Origin of the sequence: Delftia sp. WSY_16 (assembly GCF_043104415.1) — a bacterium.
Lineage (GTDB): Bacteria > Pseudomonadota > Gammaproteobacteria > Burkholderiales > Burkholderiaceae_C > Comamonas > Comamonas tsuruhatensis.
On the sequence record NZ_JBICKS010000030.1, the window covers coordinates 124202 to 146402 of the forward strand.

Annotated in this window: 23 protein-coding genes; 19 read left to right on the forward strand and 4 right to left on the reverse strand. The window is 69.1% G+C overall.

Going from position 1 to position 22201, the window contains the following annotated elements:
* Positions 1 to 62: 62 nt before the first annotated feature.
* The 10 genes from ACF8O7_RS15990 (at position 63) to ACF8O7_RS16035 (ending at position 9799) form a co-directional block, all read left to right on the forward strand.
* Positions 63 to 977, forward strand: coding sequence for a transporter substrate-binding domain-containing protein (locus tag ACF8O7_RS15990; protein ID WP_392443792.1), 915 nt, complete (start codon positions 63 to 65; stop codon positions 975 to 977).
* Positions 974 to 1792, forward strand: a complete 819-nt coding sequence (locus ACF8O7_RS15995; protein ID WP_392443794.1) for a transporter substrate-binding domain-containing protein — start codon at positions 974 to 976, stop codon at positions 1790 to 1792. The genes ACF8O7_RS15990 and ACF8O7_RS15995 overlap by 4 nt, the downstream gene beginning before the upstream one ends.
* On the forward strand, positions 1789 to 3336 hold the full coding sequence (locus ACF8O7_RS16000) for an FAD-binding oxidoreductase (protein ID WP_392443796.1): 1548 nt from the start codon (positions 1789 to 1791) through the stop codon (positions 3334 to 3336). The genes ACF8O7_RS15995 and ACF8O7_RS16000 overlap by 4 nt, the downstream gene beginning before the upstream one ends.
* Positions 3333 to 4604, forward strand: coding sequence for an aminotransferase class I/II-fold pyridoxal phosphate-dependent enzyme (locus tag ACF8O7_RS16005; RefSeq protein WP_392443798.1), 1272 nt, complete (start codon positions 3333 to 3335; stop codon positions 4602 to 4604). Before ACF8O7_RS16000 ends, ACF8O7_RS16005 begins: the two co-directional genes overlap by 4 nt.
* Positions 4601 to 5350, forward strand: a complete 750-nt coding sequence (locus ACF8O7_RS16010; protein WP_013800583.1) for an amino acid ABC transporter permease — start codon at positions 4601 to 4603, stop codon at positions 5348 to 5350. Before ACF8O7_RS16005 ends, ACF8O7_RS16010 begins: the two co-directional genes overlap by 4 nt.
* Positions 5340 to 6161 carry an amino acid ABC transporter permease gene (locus ACF8O7_RS16015; RefSeq protein ID WP_392443800.1) on the forward strand — a complete coding sequence of 274 codons (822 nt, stop codon included), beginning with the start codon at positions 5340 to 5342 and terminating at the stop codon, positions 6159 to 6161. The genes ACF8O7_RS16010 and ACF8O7_RS16015 overlap by 11 nt, the downstream gene beginning before the upstream one ends.
* Positions 6148 to 7026, forward strand: a complete 879-nt coding sequence (locus tag ACF8O7_RS16020; protein WP_392443802.1) for an amino acid ABC transporter ATP-binding protein — start codon at positions 6148 to 6150, stop codon at positions 7024 to 7026. Before ACF8O7_RS16015 ends, ACF8O7_RS16020 begins: the two co-directional genes overlap by 14 nt.
* A 26-nt stretch (positions 7027 to 7052) precedes the next feature.
* A complete protein-coding gene (locus ACF8O7_RS16025; protein ID WP_392443804.1) occupies positions 7053 to 7724 on the forward strand; it encodes a cysteine dioxygenase in 672 nt (223 codons plus the stop codon).
* Entirely contained in the window at positions 7721 to 8944 is a 1224-nt protein-coding gene (metC, locus tag ACF8O7_RS16030) for a cystathionine beta-lyase (RefSeq protein ID WP_043823873.1), read from the forward strand. The genes ACF8O7_RS16025 and metC overlap by 4 nt, the downstream gene beginning before the upstream one ends.
* Positions 8945 to 9529: 585 nt before the next feature.
* Complete coding sequence (locus tag ACF8O7_RS16035; protein ID WP_252653424.1) at positions 9530 to 9799, forward strand: hypothetical protein; 270 nt, start codon at positions 9530 to 9532, stop codon at positions 9797 to 9799.
* Between the two features lie 451 nt (positions 9800 to 10250).
* Here ACF8O7_RS16035 and ACF8O7_RS16040 read toward each other — a convergent pair whose 3' ends face one another.
* Positions 10251 to 12464: a rhodanese-like domain-containing protein gene (locus tag ACF8O7_RS16040; RefSeq protein WP_392443806.1), complete on the reverse strand. Its 2214-nt coding sequence runs from the start codon at positions 12462 to 12464 to the stop codon at positions 10251 to 10253.
* Positions 12465 to 12698: 234 nt separating this feature from the next.
* On the opposite strand from ACF8O7_RS16040, the gene ACF8O7_RS16045 reads away from it, so the two are divergent.
* Entirely contained in the window at positions 12699 to 13688 is a 990-nt protein-coding gene (locus ACF8O7_RS16045; protein ID WP_343740567.1) for a tripartite tricarboxylate transporter substrate binding protein, read from the forward strand.
* A gap of 15 nt (positions 13689 to 13703) precedes the next feature.
* On the opposite strand, the gene ACF8O7_RS16050 is transcribed toward ACF8O7_RS16045, so the two are convergent.
* Both ACF8O7_RS16050 and ACF8O7_RS16055 read right to left on the reverse strand, forming a co-directional pair.
* Positions 13704 to 14120 (reverse strand): tautomerase family protein, encoded by a 417-nt coding sequence (locus ACF8O7_RS16050; protein WP_013800576.1) that lies wholly within the window; start codon positions 14118 to 14120, stop codon positions 13704 to 13706.
* A gap of 63 nt (positions 14121 to 14183) precedes the next feature.
* Complete coding sequence (locus ACF8O7_RS16055) at positions 14184 to 14990, reverse strand: SDR family NAD(P)-dependent oxidoreductase (protein WP_392443809.1); 807 nt, start codon at positions 14988 to 14990, stop codon at positions 14184 to 14186.
* A 162-nt stretch (positions 14991 to 15152) separates the two neighbouring features.
* Here ACF8O7_RS16055 and ACF8O7_RS16060 point away from each other — a divergent pair, with 162 nt between their 5' ends.
* A complete protein-coding gene (locus ACF8O7_RS16060) occupies positions 15153 to 15719 on the forward strand; it encodes a helix-turn-helix domain-containing protein (protein ID WP_016452655.1) in 567 nt (188 codons plus the stop codon).
* A gap of 41 nt (positions 15720 to 15760) precedes the next feature.
* On the opposite strand, the gene ACF8O7_RS16065 is transcribed toward ACF8O7_RS16060, so the two are convergent.
* On the reverse strand, positions 15761 to 16324 hold the full coding sequence (locus ACF8O7_RS16065) for a fasciclin domain-containing protein (RefSeq protein WP_046241456.1): 564 nt from the start codon (positions 16322 to 16324) through the stop codon (positions 15761 to 15763).
* Between the two features lie 311 nt (positions 16325 to 16635).
* On the opposite strand from ACF8O7_RS16065, the gene ACF8O7_RS16070 reads away from it, so the two are divergent.
* The 7 genes from ACF8O7_RS16070 to ACF8O7_RS16100 all read left to right on the forward strand — a co-directional run bounded on the left by ACF8O7_RS16070 (position 16636) and on the right by ACF8O7_RS16100 (position 22197).
* Positions 16636 to 17607 carry a ferritin-like domain-containing protein gene (locus ACF8O7_RS16070; RefSeq protein WP_016450780.1) on the forward strand — a complete coding sequence of 324 codons (972 nt, stop codon included), beginning with the start codon at positions 16636 to 16638 and terminating at the stop codon, positions 17605 to 17607.
* A gap of 91 nt (positions 17608 to 17698) precedes the next feature.
* The gene (locus ACF8O7_RS16075; protein WP_126311014.1) at positions 17699 to 17941 is read left to right on the forward strand and encodes a hypothetical protein; all 243 of its coding nucleotides are present in this window, start codon (positions 17699 to 17701) and stop codon (positions 17939 to 17941) included.
* A gap of 44 nt (positions 17942 to 17985) precedes the next feature.
* Positions 17986 to 19356 carry an Nramp family divalent metal transporter gene (locus tag ACF8O7_RS16080; protein ID WP_392443811.1) on the forward strand — a complete coding sequence of 457 codons (1371 nt, stop codon included), beginning with the start codon at positions 17986 to 17988 and terminating at the stop codon, positions 19354 to 19356.
* A 149-nt stretch (positions 19357 to 19505) separates the two neighbouring features.
* Positions 19506 to 19985: a rhodanese-like domain-containing protein gene (locus tag ACF8O7_RS16085; RefSeq protein ID WP_203400376.1), complete on the forward strand. Its 480-nt coding sequence runs from the start codon at positions 19506 to 19508 to the stop codon at positions 19983 to 19985.
* 12 nt (positions 19986 to 19997) lie between these two features.
* Positions 19998 to 20912 (forward strand): serine O-acetyltransferase EpsC, encoded by a 915-nt coding sequence (gene epsC / locus ACF8O7_RS16090; protein ID WP_013800567.1) that lies wholly within the window; start codon positions 19998 to 20000, stop codon positions 20910 to 20912.
* The gene (locus ACF8O7_RS16095) at positions 20909 to 21181 is read left to right on the forward strand and encodes a helix-turn-helix transcriptional regulator (RefSeq protein WP_012207587.1); all 273 of its coding nucleotides are present in this window, start codon (positions 20909 to 20911) and stop codon (positions 21179 to 21181) included. The genes epsC and ACF8O7_RS16095 overlap by 4 nt, the downstream gene beginning before the upstream one ends.
* An 83-nt stretch (positions 21182 to 21264) precedes the next feature.
* Entirely contained in the window at positions 21265 to 22197 is a 933-nt protein-coding gene (locus ACF8O7_RS16100; RefSeq protein ID WP_013800566.1) for a family 2A encapsulin nanocompartment shell protein, read from the forward strand.
* The last annotated feature ends 4 nt before the right edge of the window (positions 22198 to 22201 follow it).

Here is a 22201-nt window from a genome sequence, read left to right on the forward strand (position 1 = left end):
ACCACCCAGGCCCAGGCCCCGCAAGACGGGGCCGGGCCTTCCGTTCCCTGATGGATTCACGCATGCCCCGCCTTCTTCCTCCCCTTGCCGCCGCCCTGGCCCTGCTGCTGGGCGCCGGCGCCGCCCACGCCGATGCCACGCTGGACAAGATCAAGCAACGCGGCAAGCTGTCCGTGGGCATTGATGGCGCCAGCCCGCCGTTCGGCGTGCTGGACCCCGCCACCGGCAAGACCGGCGGCTACCAGTCCGAGCTGGCCGCCGACATCGCGCGCCGCCTGGGCGTGCCGCTGGAGACGGTTCCCGTGACGGCCTCCACGCGCGTGCAGTTCCTGCAAAGCGGCAAGGTGGACCTGTTGATCGCCAACATCCAGTGGACGCAGGAGCGCAGCGAGATCCTCTCGTTCGCGCCCACGCCCTATGACCTGATCGGCGGCGGCGCCCTGGTGGCCAAGGCCAGCGGCATCAAGCGCTGGGAAGACCTGCGCGGCAAGGTGGCCTGCGTGTCGCAGGGCAGCAACTTCGCCAAGCCCCTGGCCGAGAGCTATGGCGCCGTGGTCAAGGGCCTGCGCGGCATTCCCGAGTCGCTGCTGGCGCTCAAGGGCGGCACCTGCGCGGCTTCGGTCCATATCCAGCCCGCCCTTTATGAAAAGCTCACCGGCCCGAATGCAGCCGAGTGGAAGGACTTCGAGCTGGGCACGCAGGACCAGTTGATTCCCTCGCCCACCGTGGTGTGGACGCGCCGCGGCGAGGCCGACACCCAAGCCTTCGTGGACAAGGCCATCCAGGACTGGCACCGCACGGGCTTTCTGCTCAAGGTGGCCCGCGCCAGCGGCGTGCCCGACACCTGGATCGCCGAGCGCCACGAGCGCGCGCTGAAGGGCCAGTTCGACCGCGCGCCCTACGACTTCGCGGTGTATGCGGCAGCACAAGCCGATGCGCAGGCAACCCAGGCCGCCGTCAAGGGAGCCAAGCCATGAAGCCGACTCGCACCGCACTGGCGGCCCTGCTCGCCCTCACGGCCCTGGCAGCCCATGCCGACGCCACGCTGGACCGCATCAAGCAGCGCGGCAAGATCGTGGTGGGCGTGATGCTTTCGGGGCCGCCGTTCGGCACCATCGACCCCGTCACGCAAAGGCACGTGGGCTACAACGTGCAGCTGTCCGAAGGCGTGGCCAAGGGCCTGGGCGTGGGAGTGGAGACCGTGCAGGTCCAGCCGTCCAACCGCGTGCAGTTCCTGCAGCAGGGCAAGGTGGACATCCTGATCGCCAACATGCAGTGGACGCAGGAGCGCAGCGAGATCCTGTCCTTCGTGCCCACGCCGTTCGAGGAAGTCGGCGGCGCCGGCATCGCCAAGAAGGGCAGCGGCGTGCGCCAGTGGGACGACCTGCGCGGCAAGCCCGTGTGCGTGTCGCAGGGCAGCAATTTCACCAAGCCGCTGGCCGATCAATACGGCGCCCAGATCAAGGCCTTCCGGGGCCAGCCCGAGTCGCTGCTGGCCCTCAAGGGCGGCAACTGCGCGGCCGCCGTGCATGTCAGCCCCACGCTGCGCGAACTCGTGGCCAGCAATGCGGACTGGAAGGACTACGAGATCGTCTCGCCCGCGGACATCATTCCCTCGCCCTCGGTGATCTGGCTGCGCAAGGGCGAGTCCGACACGCAGGCGGCCATCGACCGCATCGTGCAGGACTGGCACCGCACGGGCTGGCTGATCGAGGTGGAGCAGCGCAACGGCATGACGCCCACGCCGCTGCTGCACCAGCTGCGCGACAAGTTCAGGAAGGCGCCCGCATGAGCACCCACACCAGCACCAGCACCCGCACCAGCACCAGCGGCCACATCACCGGCCCCGCCGACCTCATCACCGCGCTGCGCCACGCCCTGGGCGACGCCCATGTGCTCACAGGTGCCGATGCGGCCGGCTACCTGACCGACCAGCATGGCCGCCTCACGGGCCAGGCCCTGGCCGTGGCACGGCCCGCCGACACGGCCCAGGTGGCGCAGCTGGTGCGCCTGTGCCGCGCCCACCGCACGCCCATCGTGGCCCAGGGCGGCAACACCGGGCTGATGGGCGGCGCCACGCCCGACGCCTCGGGCCACGCCGTGCTGCTGTCGCTGGCGCGCCTGAACCGCGTGCGCGCCATAGACACCGACAACGACACCCTGACCGTGGAAGCCGGCGCCGTGCTGGCCCATGTGCAGCAGGCAGCGCGCGATGCGGACCGGCTGTTTCCCCTCAGCCTGGGCTCCGAGGGCAGCTGCACCATTGGCGGCAACCTGTCCACCAACGCGGGCGGCACCCAGGTGCTGCGCTACGGCAACGCGCGCGAGCTGGTGCTGGGCCTGGAAGTGGTGACGGCCGAGGGCGACATCTGGGACGGCCTGCGCGGGCTGCGCAAGGACAACACCGGCTATGCGCTGCGCGACCTGTACGTGGGCAGCGAAGGCACGCTGGGCATCATCACGGCGGCCACGCTGCGCCTGCATCCGCTGCCCCGCGCCCAGCACACGGCCCTGCTGGCCTTTGGCTGCATACGCGATGCGGTGGCCTTCCTCAGCCAGGCGCGGGCGGGCTTCGGCGCCAGCCTGACGGCGTTCGAGCTGATGTCGGACACGGCCCTGGGCCTGATAGCCCGCCATGTGCCCGAGCAGCCGATACCGCTGGCGCTCAAGGCGCCCTGGTTTGCGCTGATCGAGCTGTCCGACAGCGAGGGCGAGGACCATGCGCGCCAGCGCTTCGAGTGCGTGGTGGGCCAGGCCTTCGAGGACGGCCTGGTCACCGATGCCGCCATTGCCGAGAGCCTGCAGCAAAGCCAGGCCCTGTGGCGGCTGCGCGACCAGGCCCTGGGCGAGGCCCAGCGGCGCGACGGCCGCAACATCAAGCACGACGTGTCGGTGCCCATCTCGCGCTTCCCCGACTTTCTTGCGGCCACGGCCGCGCTGCTGCAGGCGCGCTTTGGCGCCGTGCGGCCCGTGGCCTTCGGGCACCTGGGCGACGGCAACCTGCACTACAACGTGTCGCACGCGCCGGACAGCACGCCCGCGCAACTGTTTGCCCAGGAAGACGCCATCCACGAGGTGGTGCACGACAGCGTGCACGCCCATGGCGGCTCCATCAGCGCCGAGCACGGCGTGGGCCAGACCAAGCGCGACCTGCTGCCCCGCTACAAGAGCGCCGTGGAGCTGCAGCTCATGCGGCGTCTCAAGCAGGCCTTCGACCCGCTGGGCCTGCTCAATCCCGGCAAGGTGCTGCAAGCCCTGCCGGACGATTTGCCGCACGACTTGCCGCAGGTTTCTCCAACGCCAGCCGCCGCATTCCAGGAAGGCCCCACGCCATGACCACGCCTTTTCCCCTTTCGCAGCGCGTGCAGCGCGTCAGGCTCTCGCCCAATGCCGCGGCCAGCGCGCGGGCCACGGCCCTGGCCCGCCAGGGCCGCGACATCATTGCGCTGACCACGGGCGAGCCCGATTTCGACACGCCCGAGCCCATCAAGCAGGCCGCCATCGCGGCCCTGGCCCGTGGCGAAACCAAGTACACGCCCACGCCCGGCACGGCCGCGCTGCGCCAGGCCATCAGCGCCAAGTACCGGCGCGAGAACGGTCTGGACTTCGACGCCGGGCAGATCATCGTCAGCAACGGCGGCAAGCAGGTGATCTACAACGCGCTGGCGGCCACGCTGGATGCGGGCGACGAGGTCATCGTGCCCGCGCCGTACTGGCCTTCGTTTCCCGACATCGTGCGCGTGAACGACGGCACGCCGGTCATCGTGGACTGCGGCATTGAGCAGGGCTTCAAGCTCACGCCAGCCGTGCTGCAGGCCGCCATCACGCCGCGCACGCGCTGGCTGGTGCTGAACACGCCGGGCAACCCCTCGGGCGCCGTCTACAGCCGCGAGGAACTGGCCGCCCTGGCCCAGGTGCTGCGCCTTCATCCGCAGGTGCTGGTGCTGCTCGACGAGCTGTACGAGCACATCTGGTTCACGCCCCAGGCCCCCGCGCACTGGCTGGCCGTGGCCCCCGACCTGCGCGAGCGCACGCTGCTGGTCAACGGCGTCTCCAAGACCTATGCCATGACCGGCTGGCGCATCGGCTGGGGCGCAGGCCCGGCCGCGCTGGTGCAGGCCATGGTGGTGATCCAGTCGCAGGCCTCGTCGGGCCCCAATTCCGTGGCCCAGGCCGCAGCCGCGGCGGCGCTGCAGTCGCCCGACCAGAGCTTTGTGCAGCAGGCCCGCAACGCCTATGCGCGGCGCGCGCAACGGGTCACCCAGGCGCTGGACCAGGTGCCGGGCCTGGCCCTGCTGCCGCCGGGCGGATCGTTCTTTGCCTTTGTGCACTGCGGCGCGCTGATAGGCCACCTGCGCCCGGACGGCCAGCCCATCGCCAGCGACACCGACCTGACCGAATGGCTGCTGGAGTCCGAAGGCGTGGCTGCCGTGGATGGCAGGGCCTACGGACTGTCGCCCTACTTCCGCATCTCCACGGCCGCCAGCGACGAGGTGCTGGTCGAGGCCACGGCCCGCATTGCACGCGCCGTGGCCGCGCTGAAAGACCCCGCTGCACAAGCGCAAGCGCATGCACAGCCGGCCGCCCTGGAGGCCGTGCCATGAACGACAGCCTGCTTGCCCAGGGCGTGCAAGCGCTCAAGGGCCTGGGCCTGAACTACGCCTTCGTGCTGGACGTGGCCGAGCGCCAGGCCTTTGTGCGCGGCATGTTCGTGACCGTGCAGCTGGCCCTGCTGACCATTGCCGGCAGCCTGGCGGCCGGCGTGGCGCTGGCGGCGGCCCTGACCTCGGGCCGCGCCTGGCTGGCACGGCCTGCGCGCGCCTTTGTGGAGGTCACGCGCAACACGCCCACGCTGGTGCAGCTGTACTGCGCCTTCCTGGTGCTCAACATGCTGATCACCCAGCAGCTGCGCGACTGGGGCGCGGGCAACAACCCGCTCACGCCCTTTGTCTGGGTGGTGATCGTGGTCTCGCTGCACAAGGGCGTGTTCCATGCCGAGGCGCTGCGCGCCGGCATCGAGGCCGTGCCCGCCACCACGCTGGAGGCGGCACGCTCGCTGGGCTTTTCGCAGCGCCAGCTGCTGGTGCGCGTGCAGCTGCCGCTGGCCGTGCGCTTTGCCCTGCCCTCGCTGACCAACAACCTGGTGGACCTGGTGAAGATGACGGCCGTGGCCTCGGCCATCGCCGTGGGCGACGTGACCTACGAGTCCATCATGATCTGGTCGCAGCGCGACAACGTGCTGGAGCTGCTGCTGCTCATCCTGCTGTGGTTCGGCCTGCTGACCTGGCTGGTCAGCCTGGCGGGCCGCTGGCTGGAACAACACCTGAGGATGCCCGGCTATGGCCAATGAAGCCACCCTGAACCCCGGCGCCGCGCCCCGCCCGCTGCCTGCCGCCCTGCTGCGCGCGGCGCGCAGCCCCTGGCTGATCGCAGGCACCGCACTGCTGGCCCTGTGCGCCTGCTGGGCCGCCACGGACAGCGCCCCGCCCGCCTTCGTGCACCTGTCGAAATGGCTGCCCGCGCTGCTGCGCGGCCTCCTGGTCAACATCGAGATCAGCGTGCTGGCCGTGGCCATCGGCACCGTGGCCGGCCTGGTGCTGGGCGCCCTGTCGCTGTCGCCCACGCCGGCCGTGCGCACGGGCGTGCGCTGGTATGTGCAGCTGTTTCGCAATGCGCCCATCCTGGTGCTCATCTACTTCACCACCTATGTGTTCCCGTTCGAGCTGAAGCTGGTGGGCTGGACCTTTCCGTTCCCCGACTGGGTCAAGGTGGTGCTGGGCCTGGCCCTGCCCACCAGCGCCAACGTGGCCGAGATCTTCCGGGGCGCCATCCAGTCCATTCCCAGCGCGCAGTGGGAGGCAGCCCAGTCGCTGGCCTTTCGCCGCAGCGAGATCTTCCGCCTCATCGTGCTGCCGCAGTGCGTGCGCCGCATGCTGCCGCCGTGGATGAACCTCTACGCCAGCATCACCATGAGCACCTCGCTGGCCTCGCTGGTGGGCGTGCACGACGTGGTAGACACCGCCCAGATCGCCAGCAACACCGTGGCACGCACGGACTTCACCATCCTTGTGTACTTCACGCTGCTCGCGCTGTTTTTCGCCTATTGCTATCCGATTGCCCGCGCCACCCGCGCCCTGGAGCGACGCCATGAACGCCACTGACTCCTTTCTCTCCCAACTCGCCACTGCCGATGCCCCAGCAGGCACGGCGCCCGCACTGGTCCAACTGCAGGATGTACACCTGTCCTTTGGCGACAACCAGGTGCTCCAGGGCATCGACGTGCAGGTGCGGCGCGGCGAGGCGGTGACCATCATCGGGCCCTCGGGCTCGGGCAAGTCCACCATCCTGCGCTGCATCACCGGCCTGCTGCGGCCCCAGCGCGGCGCCATCTCGGTGGCGGGCACGCGCGTGGACCAGTTGCGCACCGAGGCCGAGCTGATCGCCCTGCGCAAGCGCGTGGGCTTCGTCTTCCAGCAGTACAACCTGTTCCCCCATCTGTCGGTGCTGGAGAACCTGGTCATCGCCCCCACGCGCGTGGTCGGCCGCGACCGCGCCACGGCCGAGCGCGAGGCCCGCGCCCTGCTGCAGAAGGTGCGCCTGGACCACAAGGAATCCGCCTACCCCGGCGAGCTGTCCGGCGGCCAGCAGCAGCGCGTGGCCATTGCGCGTGCCCTGGCCATGCGGCCCGAGCTGATTTTGTTCGACGAAGTGACCTCGGCCCTGGACCCCGAGACCGTGGGCGAGGTGCTGACCGTGATCCGCGACCTGGTCAGGGACGGCATGACCTGCGTGCTGGTCACGCACGAAATGCGCTTTGCCGAAGAGGTCAGCGACCAGGTCTATTTCACCGAGGCCGGCCGCATTGTCGAGCACGGCCCGGCCGCCCAGATCTTCGGCAGCCCGCGCAGCGAGCGCACGCGCGAATTCCTGCAGCGCGCCCTGGGCGATGGTGCACGGTCCAGGCCTGCGCCAGCCGCCCCGGCCACAACGCCGCTGCCCTTCAACAGCCTGCGCTTTGCCCTTTGATCCCCCACCTTCAGGAGCACATCCCCATGACCGCAGAAACAAAGACTGAAACCCCGGCCGGCACAGGCGCAGATACAGACACCCATACAGACACCGCCGCCCGGCGGCGCCAGGCCGTGGATGCCGCCCTGGCCGACGTGCGCCAGCTGCTGCAGGCCGGCGCGCCCGACCGCAGCACCCTGTCGGCCATCACCTCACGCCTGGAGCAGCTGGCCGAGCACAAGGCCTTGTTCAGCCGCGCGGACTTTCCCCCGCCCGCGCAGACCGAAGGCGTGGGCGCCTCCACGCGCTACCGCCTCAACCCGGCCGATGGCGATGCGGGCCTGGCCCTGTACCTGAACTCCATCAACCCCGGCAAGACCACGGCCCCGCACAACCACACGACCTGGGCCGTGATCGTTGCCGTCGAAGGCCAGGAACTCAACCGCCTCTACGAACGCACGGACGACCGCAGCGACCCCGCACGCGCCAGCATCCACCTGGCGCGCGAATTCACCGTGCAGCCGGGCGCCTCCATCGCCTTCCTGCCCGATGACATCCACAGCATTGCCGTCGTGGGCGAGCAGCCCACGCTGCACTTCCATCTCTACGGCCAGCCGCTGGAAACCCTGAGCGGCCGCGTGGCCATCGACCCCGACACCGGCGAAGTCAAGAACTACAACGCCGCCTACTTCCGTCCCAGCGAGGCCGTGGCATGAGCACCCCCCAAGACAAGCAACGGCCCCTGGGCCCGTCGACCCGCCTGCTGCACGCAGGCACGCCGCCGCTGCAGGGCGGCTCCGGCCCCGTCAACGTGCCCGTGGTGCGCACCAGCACCGTGCGCTTTGCCGACAGCGCCGCCTACGCCGACCTGCACCACCGCCGCGAGGCCGGCGAGCGCGTGGCCTCCTACGGCCGCCACGGCCTGGACACGCACCGCGCGCTGGAAGACGCCGTGGTCGCGCTGGAGGGCGGGCACCGCGCATTTCTCACGCCCTCGGGCCTGTCCGCCATCACCCTGGTGCTCATCGCCCTGCTCTCGCCCGGCGACCATGCCCTGGTGGCCGACAGCGTCTACTCGCCCGTGCGCCGCGTGGACGCCACCTTGCTGCAGCGCCTGGGCATCACGCTGGAGTACTTCTCGCCCTCGCGCGACGATCTGGCCGGCAAGATCCGCCCCAACACCCGCCTGGTCTACCTGGAATCGCCCAGCTCCCTGCTCTACGAGGTGCTGGACCTGCCCGCCCTGGCCGCCGTGGCACGCCAGCACGGCATTGCCGTGGCTACCGACAACACCTGGAGCGGCGGCTGGTTCTACCAGCCCCTGGAGCACGGCGCCAACCTCTCCATCCAGGCCGCGACCAAGTACATCGCCGGCCACTCGGACGTGATGCAGGGCATCGTCATCACCGACGGCCCCGCGCTGTCCAAAAAGATATCCACCGCCTACGAGGCCCTGGGCCTGACCATAGGCGCCGACGACGCCTACCTGGCACTGCGCGGCCTGCGCACCCTGCCCGTGCGCCTGGCCCAGCACCAGCGCCACGCCACCGAAATCGCGCAGTGGCTGGAGCAGCAGCCCCAGGTCGGCCGCGTCTTCTACCCGGCCCTGCCATCCGATCCCGGCCATGCGCTGTGGAAGCGGGACTTCAGCGGGGCCAGCGGGCTGGTGTCATTCGCGTTTGCCGAAGGGGTGGACGCCGGTGCCGGCGCCGTGTTCGTTGACTCGTTGCGGCAGTTTGCGCAGGGGGCTTCCTGGGGCGGGTACGAGAGCCTGGCGCTGGTGGCGCAGCCTGAGCGGTTGCGGGAGCACAGTGTGTGGACGGGGACTGCGCCTGTGGTGCGGCTGCATGTGGGGCTGGAGGATCCTTTGGATTTGATTGCGGATCTGGAGAGGGGGTTTGGGGGGGTGGTGGAGCGGTTCAGGTTGGCTGCCTGAGATTTTTGGGCGCTGCTGCGTTTGCTGCGTTTGCTGCGTTTGCTGCGCTTGCTGGTTCTGGCCCTGCCGGGGGGTTTCTTTTCGAGGCCGGGTCTCGGCCCGGCGGCCGACCTACTTTCCTTTGTTTCGCCAAAGGAAAGTAGGCAAAGCAAAGGCGACCCGAATGTCCGCGACCCCTTCGCTTCGCTGCGGGGCAACCTGCGTCGTGGCGGTTGCGGGGTTCGCTGCGGAACTCGCTTTGCGCTTCGCGCGCCGCTCAGACAACCGCAGCGAGTCAGATCACGAAGCAGTCCTGTCCTTCGGCAGGACTGCAACCCCGCAACCACCACGCCGCAGGCGCTGACATACGGGGAGTTGTGACGGGCCGTCGCTTCGCTCGGCCTTTTTTTGAGCGCGCTTGTCGTCCAAAGCCTCTATCATTTCGACCGGCCCCCTGTTCAGGGGCTGGTGCGTAAGAACACCGATCGCAGCTGGTGCTGGCCTCCCCATCAGAGAGGCCTTGTCTCGTCTGAATACGGAGCACGCAACCATGCATACAGCGTCCATAAGCCTCGCAACCCTCACCATCACACGGAGGGTCAGGCCATGAAGCAGGAAACACGATCCACCAGCGCCAGAACCACGCAGTTGAACTTCTCCATCACCGAGGTGAACCGAATGGTCCAGATGAGCTGCAACGAGGTCTCTTCCATCTCCCAGCTTGCCCAGGCGTGGTTGCTATCGCCCGACGGCATGCGCGATACCGACGTGGTGACCAACGCCTTGCGCACCATTCAGCACAGTGCAGAGCGGCTGGCCACCTACGTGGAAGACGAGATCTATCTTCTGCGCAACACCGCCAAACCCGAGGTCTGAAGCAGTAGCCTCAGCCCACGAAAAACAGCCGAGCGCAACAATGGCGCATCGGCTGTTTGCATTTTTGGCGTTCGGCTGTTGGCTGTTGGCTGTTGGCTGTTGGCTGTCCCTCAGCCTCCCCCCTTCTGCCCACGCCTGCGTTGGGCGGGATGCGGGGTGGCAGCCCTGCCGAAGGACAGGGCTGCTTCGTCATCTGACTCGCCGCAGTTGTTTGAGCGAAGCGCGCCAGCGCGCAGCGAGTTCTGCGGCACACCCCGCATCCCGCCCAACGCAGGTCGCCCGCAGCGAAGCGAAGGGTCGTGGGCAGTTCGGGGCGCGCTTCTTTGCCTACTTTCTTATGGCCGGCACTCCGGTCGCGCGATAAGAAAGTAGGTCGGCCGCCGGGCCGAAACCCGGCCTCGAAAAACAACCACCCGGCAGGGGCAAAAGCAGACCAAGAGCCAGCCTCACCTCAAACAGCAGGCACCAGCCGAATCCCAGCAGCCCACCCATCCCGCTCCAACTGCTCAACCAACCCCAACTCCCAATCCAGATAAGCCCGAAACCCCGCATCCCTCAACCCCAGATCCCGATGCGCATAAGGGCTGTACCACTGGTCATCATCCCCCGTCAGCACATCCGCATCCCCCTGCCCCAGCGGCAGCCCGGCAGCAGCCCAGGCAGAAGTGCCGCCGACGACGGAGCGCACATCGCGCCCCGTACGCGCCGCCAGTTCGGCCGCCACGCTACGGGCCAGCACGCCGTCCGGCGAGGTCAGCACCACGACCTGCGCTGGCGGCAGGGCCTGCACGAAGGAGGGCAGACGATCAGGCACGGCAAAGCGCGCACCGGCGATGTGCTGCTTCTCGAAGGCGGGCCGGCTGTCCACGTCGAAGACGATGGCGCGGCCTTCGCCCAGCAGTTCCTGCGCCTGCTGCACGGACAGCTGGGGCGCAGGCGCGTGGGAGGCGAGCACGCGCACGGGTTCGGCGCCGACCTCCAGGGTGGCCAGCGTGGGCGGAACGTAGGTGAAGACTTCCCAGCCCAGTTGGGCCAGCCAGGCGCCGGTGGTGAGGGCGCGCACGCCGTCCCAGTCGGCCAGCACGATGCGTGCGCCGCGCGTGGCCGCGTACTCGTCGGTGGCCTGCACGAGTTGGCCGCCCGGCGCCCAACGCCAGCCGGGCAGGTGGCCGGCCTGGTATTCCTCGCGGGTGCGCACGTCGAAGCGGTAGAGCGTGCGTTCGGTGGCTTCGGACTCGAAGCGGGCCAGTTCGGCCGCATCAATGGATTGCACGCCCGCGCGCTGTGCCACGCTGGCTGCGCGCTCGCGTGCGGTGGCCAGGGCGATGGCGCCGGGCTCGGGCAGCGGGGTGCGGCGGCCATGGGCCAGCCTGCGGCCGGTGAGCAGCCAGTCCATGGTGCCGTTGCGCAGCGAGACGACCTGGTTGGGGATGCCGGCGTCGATCAGGGTCTGAGCGCCCACGATGGAGCGCGTGCGGCCCGCGCAGTTGACGACGACCAGGGTTTGCGGGTCCGGGGCGATTTCGCCGATGCGGTAGACCAGTTCGGCCCCCGGCACGCTCAGGGCAAAGGGCAGGCTGAAGGCCGCGAATTCCTCGGGCGTGCGGCTGTCGACGACGACGATGTTGTCGCCGCGCTGCACGCGCTCGCCCAGCTCGTCCGAGGTGATCCAGGGCGTGTGCTTTTCATGCTCGATGACTTCGCCGAAGGCCTTGCTGGGCACGTTGGTGCCGCTGAAGATTTCCAGCCCCTCGGCCGCCCAGCCTTCGGTGCCGCCTTCGAGCACGGAGACGTTGGGCCAGCCCAGGCGCACGAGCTTGGCGGCGGCTTCATGGGCCAGCGTGCCGTCGCCATCCACCAGCACGATGCGCGTGCCGCGGCGCGGCACCAGGCGATCGATGAGCTGCTCCAGCCGCCAGGCCGGGGCCGGCGCCGCGAACAGGATGTGGCGGTGCGCGAAGACACCGGCCTCGCGCACGTCGAGCACGGCGATTTCCTCGCCATCGGCCAGCGCTTGCCGGAGAGCGGCGGGAGTGACCAGCGCATGGCGAATGGACTTGGGCGGGCCGAAGGTGCGGAAGCTGCCACCCTCCAGGCTCTCGAAGACCACGCGCTCGGGCATGCGCTCCAGGCCGCGCCCGTAGAAATGCAGGTGCAGGCCGGGTTCCTCGCCGATCAGCTCGATGGTGTGCACGTCGGTGGGCGTGAGCACCACCGAGGTTCCGCTGCCCACATCGACGCTGCGGCCCACCGCCAGGGTGTCGCGCAGCGGGTCGTCGGTCTTGCCGCGTGTGAAGAACACGTTGCGCTCCACGCCTTCGACGCCCGCGATGATGGCCCAGGTGGTGTGGTCATGCGGCGGCTGGGACTTGCCCGGCAGGCCGGTGGAAAGGTACAGCGCATAGCGCCCGCCCAGGTCTTCGCTGAGCCGGTAGACCTGGGCCGGGTTGCTGGCCGAGACAGGAAAGTGCGCGTGCGGGAACAGTTCGCGCTGCAGGCCCAGCGCCTCCAGCTCGCGGGCCACGGCCTGCAGTTGCTCGGGCGTGGCCCGCTCGGGATCGGGGAGCAGGCGCCGGGCCGTGGCGATGAAGCCGGTGATGGCGGCTGCGCGGCGGCTGGCCACGTCGCTGCCGCTGAAGTCGATGGAGAGATGGGTCTGTGTCATGGGAGTGCCTGGGAGGACGTTCGCGGGAGGACACGAAGTTAGGCCTCTCCCGCCCCGGCGCCAACGACGCATTGCAGATATGGATATGAGCTTTGGGCACTGCGCGCGCATGCGTGGCGCAAGCGTGACGCACGTTGTGCGGCAGCCGCATATGCATAGCCGCAATGCTTAGTTCACGCCGCGCCAGGAGCCTCCCAGACTGCGGGCATCGACTCTCTGCACTCCGGCACTCCCATGATCCGCACCCCGTCTGCGCTGCGCGCGCTGCTGCTTCCCCTGTTCTCCGCCCTGGCCCTGCACGCGCCGGCGGCCCTGGCCTCGGCCGAAAGCTTTCCGAACAAGCCGGTGCGCATCATCGTGCCCGTGGCGCCCGGGGGCAGCGCCGACAAGCTCACGCGCACGCTGGCCGACAAGCTGGCCGCGCTGTGGGGCCAGTCGGTGGTGGTGGAGAACGTGGCCGGGGCCAGCGGCACCATCGGCGCGGCCAAGGTGGCCAAGGCCGCGCCCGACGGCTACACCCTGCTGCAGCAGGGCGAAGGCCTCACGCTCAACGGCCTGCTGTTCGCCCAGCTGCCCTACGACACGCAAAAGGCCTTCACGCCCATCATCAAGGCCGTGGTCAATCCGCAGGTGCTGGTGGTCAACCCCGGCACGGGCCTGAACACGCTGGGCGACTATCTGGCCCGCGCCAAGGCCAAGCCGCAAAGCATCAGCCTGGGCCTGCCCGGCAATGGCGGCATTGCCCATGTGGCGCATGAAATCCTCACGCAGGAGACGGGCGCCAAGGTCAACTACATTCCCTACCCGGGCGGTGGCCCCGCCGCGCTGGACGTGCTGGGCGGCCATACCGACGCCACGCTGATCACGCTGGCCGCCGTGACCGAGTACGTGCGCGCCGGCAAGCTGCGCGCCCTGGCCGTGACCACGCCCTACCGCTCCGACGCCCTGCCCCAGGTACCCACCATGGCCGAGGCCGGCGTGCCCGGCTTCTCGGTGGAAAGCTGGCAGGGCTACTTCGCCCCGGCCGGCACGCCTGCGCCCATCGTCGCCAAGATCAACCGCGACCTGCAGACCGTGCTGCAGGCGCCCGATGTGCGCGCGCAGCTGGAGCACATGGGCTTCAAGGTGGCGGGCGGCTCCCCAGCCGACCTGGGCCAGAGCCTGCAAAGCGAGCGCCCGCGCTACGCCCGCGCGATCCAGTCGGCGGGGCTGTCGCTGCGCTGAGGTGCAGGCAGGTCCTCAGAGGGGCGAGGGCCGATTGTCCAGGCGCCATTTCTCGCCCTCGGGCGTGCCCGGCACGGGCGGGCGCAGGCCCTGGATGCTCCACAGGCTGAAGGGTGTCTCGTCCACATGCATCTCCCAGCGCAGGCCACGGTCGGCAATGAAGGGGGACAGCTGCCGCCGCACGCCTTCGAGGAACCGTGTCTTGGTCTCCTCGTCGCGGATCTGCCGCGCGATGTGGTCCACGGAGATGCGCACGAAATCGTCGGCAGGCTCGCCGCCGATGAAGAACGAAGTGCGCGCCACGGCCTCGAACACCACGCCCACGTAAAAGCGCGGCAGGTCGCCGTAGACGGCCGTGATGCGCTGGGCGATGGCCTGTTTGTCTTCATCGCTGAAGGCGTTTTCGGGGTGGTAGATCTTCCACAGGGGCATGGCTTTCTCCGGGGACAAAAAAAGAGGAGTACGGGAATCCGGGGTGGCGACGCAGCGCGGCCGTCAGGCCGGCTGGCCTGCATCCGCAGCCTGGTAGCGCGCCGCCGGCACGCCGCTGAGCGTCAACGCCTTGACGAGATTGGCGCGCGATTGGTCAAAGTCCAGCCAGGCGGTCGTGCTGCCCAGCGTGGGAAAGCAGATGGCCTCGCCCTGGTCCAGCGCCGCCAGGGCCGTGTCCACCAGGGTCTCGGGCGACATGAACAGGTGCTCGGGAAAAGGAGAAGGCTTGCCCCCGAAGAACTCCGAGCGCACCAGGCTTGGCATCACGGCCTGCACCATGACGCCGCTGGAAGCGAGCTCGGCCTGCAGCGAGCGCGTGAAGTTCAGCACATAGGCCTTGGAGGCGCCGTAGCTGGAGGCGCCCGGCACCGGCATCACGGCCAGGATGGAGCCGATGTTGATCAGCGTGCCCCGGCCGCGCGTGGCGAAAAGCCGCGCCGCCGCCAGCGACAGCCGCGTCAGCGCATGGATGTTGACCATGACCATGCGATCGACCTCGCCCGCATCCACCTGGGCGGCCGGGCCCAGGGCTCCCAGGCCGGCGCAGTTCACCAGCATGCGGATGTCACGCTCACCCGACAGCAGCGCCTCCACGCGCTGCAGGCCGGCGGCGTCGGCCAGGTCGGCGGCCACCACCTCGACCTGGCGGCCATGGTCGTCGCGCAGGCGCTGTGCCAGCGCCTGCAGCCGGTCCAGGCGGCGTGCGACCAGGATCAGGTCATGGCCGCGTGCGGCCAGGCGATCGGCATAGACGGCGCCGATGCCGGAGGAGGCGCCAGTGACGACGGCGGTGCCTTGATGCGTGCTCATGGGAGAAGTCCTTGCTTGGGTCAAGCGGTGGTTGAAAGTGGCTTCAACTATAAACTTCAATCATTAGAGCTACAAGCACGCAATCCACCTTTGCGGGCCGGGCTTGCGTTTTGCTGAGACACTCCAGGCCTGCGACAACGCGAACAGACAACGAGGAATTCCATGCGATCCAAGAGCTTCGAGGGCATGGCCTGCTCGATCGCCACCACGCTGGAGGCCGTAGGCGACCGCTGGGCCATGCTGGTGCTGCGCGACCTGATGCTGGGCCTGAGCCGCTATGACGACCTGAGAAAGTCCACGGACATCACCAACGCCACGCTGACCGACCGCCTGCGCCAGCTGGAGCAGTCCGGCCTGGTCGAGCGCCGCCTCTACCAAAGCGGCCCGGACCGCTACGAGTACCTGCTCACGCCCAAGGGCCGCGACCTGTCCCTGGTGATCCAGGCGCTGGCCCAGGTCGGCGACCGGTGGCGCCTGCAGCAAGAAGCGCAGCCGCCCATGCGCTTTGTGCGTGCGCAGTCGGGCACGCCCCTGCGGCTGGCGCTGGTGGAGGAGGAGTCGGGCCGCAGCGTGCCCTTTTCCGAGCTGCGCGTGGAGGCCGGCCCCGGCGCGGACGACCTGACGCGCTGGCGGCTGTCCAAGCTGGCCGCGCAGGCCGGGACGCCGGCAGCGGCTTGCGGCGTTGCGCCCGCAAGGCGCATGGCGAAGGCGCAAGGCTCCGGCCACTGACCACGGCGGTCAGTGGCCGGCCCGCTCGCTGCCTGTGCCGCTCACTTGGGCAGCAGCACCTTGTCGATCACGTGGATCACGCCGTTGGACTGGTAGACGTCGGGAATCGTCACCGTGGCCGTGCCGCCCTTTTCATCGGTCAGCATGATCTTGGAGCCGCTGGACTTGGCCACCAGCGTGCCGCCGCTGACGGTCTTGATGCTGGCCATGCCCTTGCCGTCCTTGATCATCTTGGACAGCGCCGCTGCATCCCACTTGCCGGACACCACGTGGTAGGTCAGCACCGTGGTCAGCGTGCCCTTGTTCTCGGGCTTGAGCAGGGTGTCCACCGTGCCTGCGGGCAGGGCCTCGAAGGCGGCATTGGTGGGCGCGAACACGGTGAACGGACCCGGGCCCTTGAGCGTGTCGACCAGGCCCGCCGCCTTGACGGCTGCGACCAGGGTGGTGTGGTCCTTGGAGTTGACGGCGTTGTCGATGATGTCCTTGGACGGCAGCATGGGTGCGCCGCCCACCATCACATCGGCCATGGCAGCCACGGAGGCAGCCGACATCACGATGGCCAGGCCGAACGAGGCCAGCTTGCGGGTGTTTTGAATCGAGATCATGGAATGCTCCTAGCGGGTTGATGACAAGCCGAACGATTCCGGCTGATCTGGATACGCAGCGCAGCGGGGTCTGGATTCAAAAAAAACGGCGATCGACGTCAAACACAAAAAGTTACAACCACTTTCAATTGCGGCACATCCAGACCTGCGCGGCCTGCGTACTGCCGGATAGCGGGGACGCATCCCATTCCCCTGGAGCAGGTGGCCACCTCTTCAGTGGAACGCGCTTTCGCCACACCCGTGTGCTTTCGGCCGGAGGCGCATTCTTCACGTTGACCGTTCGCGCCTGCCGCGAACCGAGAGGAACCATCATGTCTGACGAATCAGTGTTGATCGGGGTTTTGCAAAAACGTGCCAAGAAGCTGGAGGACAGGCGCCAGTTCTTCCGCAAGACCAGCGGCGTGGCCGTGGGCATGGCGGGCGGGGTGATCCTGTCCGCCTGCGGCGGCGGCGGAGGCGATGCGAATGCGCAGGCCAACGGGCCCACGGATGCGGAGATCCTGAACTTCGCCCTCAACCTGGAGTATCTGGAGTCGCAGTTCTATCACTACGCGGTGTTCGGCACCGGCCTGCCCGCCAACCTGCAGTCGGGCGTGGGCACGCAGGGCGCCATCACGGGCGGCCGTGCCGTGGCCTTCAAGGACCCCGTTGTGGCGCAGTACGCCAAGGAGATCGCCCAGGACGAGATCGCCCACGTGGCCTTCCTGCGCGCGGCGCTGGGTTCGGCCGCAGTGGCGCAGCCGCAGATCGACATCGGCGGCACCGACCCGAACGGCGCCTTCTCGGTGGCGGCGCGAGCGGCCGGGCTGGTGGGCGCGGGCACGGCCTTCGATCCCTATGCGAGTGACGAGAACTTCCTGCTGGGGGCCTTCATCTTCGAGGACGTGGGCGTCACCGCCTACAAGGGCGCATCGCCGCTGATCACCAACAAGACCTATCTGGAGGCAGCCGCCGGCATCCTGGCCGCCGAGGCCTACCACGCAGGTCTGGTGCGCACGGTGCTGTACGCCAAGGGACTGGCCACGCCCGCGCTGCGCACGGCGGCCGGCGCCATCTCGGATGCGCGCGACAGCCTGGACGGCTCCACCGACGTGGACCAGGGCATCACGGGGGATGCCACGACGTCCAACATCGTGCCGCTGGATGCCAACGGCATCGCCTACAGCCGCTCGCCGGGCGACGTGCTGAACATCGTGTACCTGACCAAGGACACGGCGACCAAGGGCGGGTTCTTCCCGTCCGGCGTGAACGGCTCGCTGGTGATGAGCAGCGCCTACGCCTGACGCGGACCGCCCGCCTGCCCCGCACCGGCCGGGGCAGGCGGGCTTCCCCGGGGCTGGCCCGAGACAAGCGTTCCCCTGCCAAGGAGTTGCCATGATGTCCCTTCTGCCTTCCTCATCCGCCCCCCGCACGCCGGCCAGCACGCCGGGCCGCACGCCGCGGCGCCTGAAACCTTCCACCGTGGCGCGCCGCTGCGTGGGCAGCCTGATTGTGCTGGCCGGCGCGGTCATCGTGACCGGAGATCTCGTGGCGCTGTGGCGCGGCGCAGGCACCGATGCCGCACCCGCCGCCGCACCCATGGCACCCGCCAGCGGCCTGGTGCCGACGGCCCGATAGGCATCCCCCTGCAACCGCGTGCCCCCGCCGGCGGAAAGGCCCCCATGAACGACACCGTGCTTGCGGCTGAACAGGGCCGTTTCGGCTCCATCGAGCCGGACAACGGCCACGCGGGCACGCCCAGCCTGCCGCAGGTGCATCGCAGCATTGCCGTGCCGCGCGGCGCCAGCCGCTCGGACAACGCGCGCCGCGTGCTGGCGTTTGCCGGGCCCGGCTACATGGTGGCCGTGGGCTACATGGACCCGGGCAACTGGGCCACCTCCATCGCGGGCGGCTCGCAGTTCGGCTACTCGCTGCTGGCGGTGATCTTTGCCTCCAACCTGATGGCCATGCTGTTCCAGGCGGCGGCCGTGCGCCTGGGCCTGGCCAGCGGGCGGGACCTGGCCCAGGCCTGCCGCGCGCAGTTTTCCCCGCGCATCAACCTGGTGCTGTGGTTCTTCTGCGAGATCGCCATCGTGGCCTGCAACCTGGCCGAGGTGCTGGGCATGGCCATCGGCCTGAACCTGCTGTTCGGCCTGCCGCTGCTGGCCGGCGTGTGCATCACGGTGGTGGATGTGATGCTGATCCTGGCGCTGCAAAGCCGGGGCTTTCGCTGCCTGGAGTCGGTGGTGATCGCCCTGGTGGCATTGATCGGCCTGTGCTTTGCCGCCCAGCTGGTGTGGCTGCAGCCGCCCGTGGCGGCCGTGCTTCGCGGCCTGCTGCCGGGCATGGAGATCGTGGCCAATCCGCAGATGCTGTACCTGGCCGTGGGCATCGTGGGGGCCACGGTGATGCCGCACAACCTGTACCTGCATTCGTCCATCGTGCAGACACGCCGGCATGACACCACGCCCCAGGGCACGCGGCAGGCCATCCGCCTGGCCACGCTGGACTCCACGGTGGCGCTGGGGCTGGCGCTGTTCGTGAACGCCGCCATCCTGGTGGTGGCGGCCGGCGCGTTCAACCGGCCCGGCCAGGCGCCGGTGACCGAGCTGTCGGACGCCTACCACCTGCTGTCGCCGCTGCTGGGCGTGGGCATCGCCAGCGCGGTGTTCGGCGTGGCGCTGCTGGCCTCGGGGCTGAGTTCTTCGGTCACGGGCACGCTGGCCGGGCAGATCGTGATGGAAGGCTTCTTGCAGATCCGCCTGTCGCCCGCGCTGCGCGCCCTGCTGACGCGCTGCATCGCCATCGTGCCCGCCGTGGTGGCCACCGCCTGGTTCGGCAGCACCGGCGCCAGCGCTCTGCTGGTGTTCAGCCAGGTGGTGCTGAGCCTGCAATTGCCGTTTGCCATCGTGCCGCTGCTGCTGTTCACCACGCGGCGCAAGACGCTGGGGGAGCTGGCCTTTGGCCCCAGGATGGCGGCGGTGCTGTGGGGCTGCGCGGCCCTGGTGGTGTCGCTGAACCTGTGGATGCTGCAGCGGCTGCTGACGGCCTGATCACCCGAACCGGGCATGGCGCCACGCGGCGCCTTCATAGACGTTTTGCTTCTATCAAACGCCGCTCTTGTTCGTTGGTGGCTTGCCGCGAAGTTCTTAGATTGGTGCCCATAGCCACCAACCCGCGAACTCTCCGCAAGGACGACGACATGACAGCCCTCACTTTGGAAACCGCCTTGCCCCGGGCGCTGCAGGAGGCACAGGACCACGCCCGCGCACAGGGGCTGGGCCACGCAGGCGGCGTGCGCCCGCCCGTGGCCTGGGCGCTGGTGCAGGCCGGCCAGGCCGTGCTGGTCGATGTGCGCACGGCCGAGGAACGCAAGTTCGTCGGCCAGGTGCCCGGCACCCTGCACGTGCCCTGGGCCACGGGCACGGCCCTGACGCGCAACCCGCGCTTTGCCCGCGAGCTGGAAGCGCGCCTGGCCCCGCACGGCGGCAAGGAGGCCGTGGCCCTGCTGCTGTGCCGCAGCGGCAAGCGCTCGGTGCTGGCGGCCCAGGTGGCGGCCCAGGCCGGATTCGCCCATGTGTTCAACGTGCTCGAAGGCTTCGAGGGCGAGATCGACGCGCGTCAGCAGCGCGGCAAAAACGACGGCTGGCGCTTCCACGGCCTGCCCTGGATTCAAGACTGAAGGAGCACGCAGATGGCCAGTTTCGACATTGCCGGACTCACCCAGAACCTGCATGCGGCGCGCCGCGAATGGCGCGAGGCGCACGGCCGCACCCAGGAGCCCGGGGCGCGCGAGTTTCCCTCGCGCGACGCGCTTTCCACCCTCATCGACCAGCTCAAGGCAGCCCTGTTTCCCATGCGCCTGGGCCCGCACGACCTGCGCCAGGAAAGCGAGGACATCTTCGTGGCCCACCAGCTGGACTCGGCCCTGCATGCGCTGCTGGGCCAGATACGGCTGGAGCTGCGGCTGTCCGCGCCCCACACGGCAGCGGGCGCCGATGCCATGGCGCTGGACATCGCCCGCGCCTTCGCCGAGTCCCTGCCCCAGATCCGCCGCCTGCTCGACAGCGATGTGCTGGCCGCCTTCCAGGGCGATCCTGCCGCGCGCAGCGTGGACGAGGTGCTGCTGTGCTATCCGGGCGTGCTGGCCATGATCCACCACCGCCTGGCCCACCAGCTGTACCTGCTGGAGCAGCCGCTGCTGGCGCGCATCGTGGCCGAGCTGTCGCATGCGCAGACGGGCATCGACATCCACCCGGGCGCGAAGATCGGGCGGGGCTTTTTCATGGACCACGGCACGGGCGTGGTGATCGGCGAGACCGCCGTGATCGGCGAGCGCGTGCGGCTGTACCAGGCCGTCACCCTGGGCGCCAAGCGCTTTCCCACCGATGAGCACGGCCACCTGCGCAAGGGCCTGGCGCGCCATCCGGTGGTGGAGGACGACGTGGTCATCTACGCGGGCGCCACCATCCTGGGGCGCGTCACGCTGGGGCGCGGCGCCGTCATCGGCGGCAATGTCTGGGTGACCGAGGACGTGCCGCCCGGCGCCCATGTCACCCAGGCCCATGCGCGCGAGCACGCGCAGCAGCCCCGGGAGGTGGCCCTATGAGCACTCGGCTTGTCACCAGCTTCGGCATTGCCGTGCGCCAGGCGCGCGAGGCCCATGGCTGGTCGCAGGAGCGGCTGGCCGAGCACTCGGACCTGAACCGCTCCTACGTGGGCGAGATAGAGCGCGGCCGCGTCATCGCCTCGCTGCTGACCGTGGAGAAGCTGGCCGTCTCGCTGGGCGTGCAGCCCTCGGCCCTGGTCATGCGCGGCGAGACCGTGGCCCACGACCAGCTGGTGCGGGGCCTGCGCTTGGCGGCTATAGCATGTTGAAGACATGTGCGCGGGCCGGGACACTGGCCCTGTTTCCCTTCCTTCCCCTTCCCTTTTTCCTGAACTGATCACGGAGTCTGCACATGTCGGCAACAGTGGGCGGCACGACCGCGCTAGGCGACAACGCCGCGCGGCAACTGGCCAACGCAACCAAAACCGTTCCCCAGCTTTCGACCATCAGCCCGCGCTGGCTGACGCACCTGCTGCAATGGTCGCCGGTGGAGGCGGGCATCTACCGCCTCAACCGCGTCAAGAACCCGGAGGCCATCAAGGTCACCTGCACGGCCAAGCAGGAAGACAACCAGCTGCCGCGCACCTATGTGGACTACGAGGAGCAGCCGCGCGAGTACTTCCTCAACGCCGTCTCCACCATCCTGGATGTGCACACGCGCATCTCCGACCTCTACAGCAGCCCGCATGACCAGATCAAGGAACAGCTGCGCCTGACCATCGAGACCATCAAGGAGAACCAGGAAAGCGAGCTCATCAACAACCCCGACTACGGCCTGCTGGCCCAGGTCACGGACGAGCAGCGCATCTTCCCGCTGACCGGCGCACCCACGCCCGACGACCTGGACGAGCTGCTGACCAAGGTCTGGAAGGAGCCCGCCTTCTTCCTGACCCATCCGCTGGCCATTGCCGCCTTCGGCCGCGAGGCCACGCGCCGCGGCACGCCGCCGCCCACGGTCAGCCTGTTCGGCTCGCAGTTCATCACCTGGCGCGGCATTCCGCTGATCCCCTCGGACAAGGTGCCCGTGGCCGATGGCAAGAGCAAGATCCTGCTGCTGCGCGTGGGCGACAAGCGCCAGGGCGTGGTCGGCCTGTACCAGCCCGGCCTGCCGGGCGAGCAAAGCCCGGGCCTGTCGGTGCGCTTCATGGGCATCAACAACCATGCCATCGCGTCCTACCTGATCTCGCTGTACTGCTCGCTGGCCGTGCTCACGCCCGACGCGCTGGCCGTGCTCGACGATGTCGAGATCGGCAAGTACCACGACTATCCCGACACCTACAAGTAAAGAG

What these genes read in the sequence shown, in the direction of transcription:
- ACF8O7_RS16035 (WP_252653424.1), top strand. Translation starts at nt 9,530, where the DNA reads ATGAAGCAGGAAACACGATCCACCAGCGCCAGAACCACGCAGTTGAAC.
- ACF8O7_RS16075 (WP_126311014.1), top strand. Translation starts at nt 17,699, where the DNA reads ATGATGTCCCTTCTGCCTTCCTCATCCGCCCCCCGCACGCCGGCCAGC.
- ACF8O7_RS16085 (WP_203400376.1), top strand. Translation starts at nt 19,506, where the DNA reads ATGACAGCCCTCACTTTGGAAACCGCCTTGCCCCGGGCGCTGCAGGAG.
- ACF8O7_RS16080 (WP_392443811.1), top strand. Translation starts at nt 17,986, where the DNA reads ATGAACGACACCGTGCTTGCGGCTGAACAGGGCCGTTTCGGCTCCATC.
- metC (WP_043823873.1), top strand. Translation starts at nt 7,721, where the DNA reads ATGAGCACCCCCCAAGACAAGCAACGGCCCCTGGGCCCGTCGACCCGC.
- ACF8O7_RS16000 (WP_392443796.1), top strand. Translation starts at nt 1,789, where the DNA reads ATGAGCACCCACACCAGCACCAGCACCCGCACCAGCACCAGCGGCCAC.
- ACF8O7_RS16095 (WP_012207587.1), top strand. Translation starts at nt 20,909, where the DNA reads ATGAGCACTCGGCTTGTCACCAGCTTCGGCATTGCCGTGCGCCAGGCG.
- ACF8O7_RS16100 (WP_013800566.1), top strand. Translation starts at nt 21,265, where the DNA reads ATGTCGGCAACAGTGGGCGGCACGACCGCGCTAGGCGACAACGCCGCG.
- ACF8O7_RS16060 (WP_016452655.1), top strand. Translation starts at nt 15,153, where the DNA reads ATGCGATCCAAGAGCTTCGAGGGCATGGCCTGCTCGATCGCCACCACG.
- ACF8O7_RS15995 (WP_392443794.1), top strand. Translation starts at nt 974, where the DNA reads ATGAAGCCGACTCGCACCGCACTGGCGGCCCTGCTCGCCCTCACGGCC.
- ACF8O7_RS16050 (WP_013800576.1), bottom strand. Translation starts at nt 14,120, where the DNA reads ATGCCCCTGTGGAAGATCTACCACCCCGAAAACGCCTTCAGCGATGAA.
- ACF8O7_RS16045 (WP_343740567.1), top strand. Translation starts at nt 12,699, where the DNA reads ATGATCCGCACCCCGTCTGCGCTGCGCGCGCTGCTGCTTCCCCTGTTC.
- epsC (WP_013800567.1), top strand. Translation starts at nt 19,998, where the DNA reads ATGGCCAGTTTCGACATTGCCGGACTCACCCAGAACCTGCATGCGGCG.
- ACF8O7_RS16055 (WP_392443809.1), bottom strand. Translation starts at nt 14,990, where the DNA reads ATGAGCACGCATCAAGGCACCGCCGTCGTCACTGGCGCCTCCTCCGGC.
- ACF8O7_RS16070 (WP_016450780.1), top strand. Translation starts at nt 16,636, where the DNA reads ATGTCTGACGAATCAGTGTTGATCGGGGTTTTGCAAAAACGTGCCAAG.
- ACF8O7_RS16015 (WP_392443800.1), top strand. Translation starts at nt 5,340, where the DNA reads ATGGCCAATGAAGCCACCCTGAACCCCGGCGCCGCGCCCCGCCCGCTG.
- ACF8O7_RS16040 (WP_392443806.1), bottom strand. Translation starts at nt 12,464, where the DNA reads ATGACACAGACCCATCTCTCCATCGACTTCAGCGGCAGCGACGTGGCC.
- ACF8O7_RS16010 (WP_013800583.1), top strand. Translation starts at nt 4,601, where the DNA reads ATGAACGACAGCCTGCTTGCCCAGGGCGTGCAAGCGCTCAAGGGCCTG.
- ACF8O7_RS16025 (WP_392443804.1), top strand. Translation starts at nt 7,053, where the DNA reads ATGACCGCAGAAACAAAGACTGAAACCCCGGCCGGCACAGGCGCAGAT.
- ACF8O7_RS16020 (WP_392443802.1), top strand. Translation starts at nt 6,148, where the DNA reads ATGAACGCCACTGACTCCTTTCTCTCCCAACTCGCCACTGCCGATGCC.
- ACF8O7_RS16065 (WP_046241456.1), bottom strand. Translation starts at nt 16,324, where the DNA reads ATGATCTCGATTCAAAACACCCGCAAGCTGGCCTCGTTCGGCCTGGCC.
- ACF8O7_RS15990 (WP_392443792.1), top strand. Translation starts at nt 63, where the DNA reads ATGCCCCGCCTTCTTCCTCCCCTTGCCGCCGCCCTGGCCCTGCTGCTG.
- ACF8O7_RS16005 (WP_392443798.1), top strand. Translation starts at nt 3,333, where the DNA reads ATGACCACGCCTTTTCCCCTTTCGCAGCGCGTGCAGCGCGTCAGGCTC.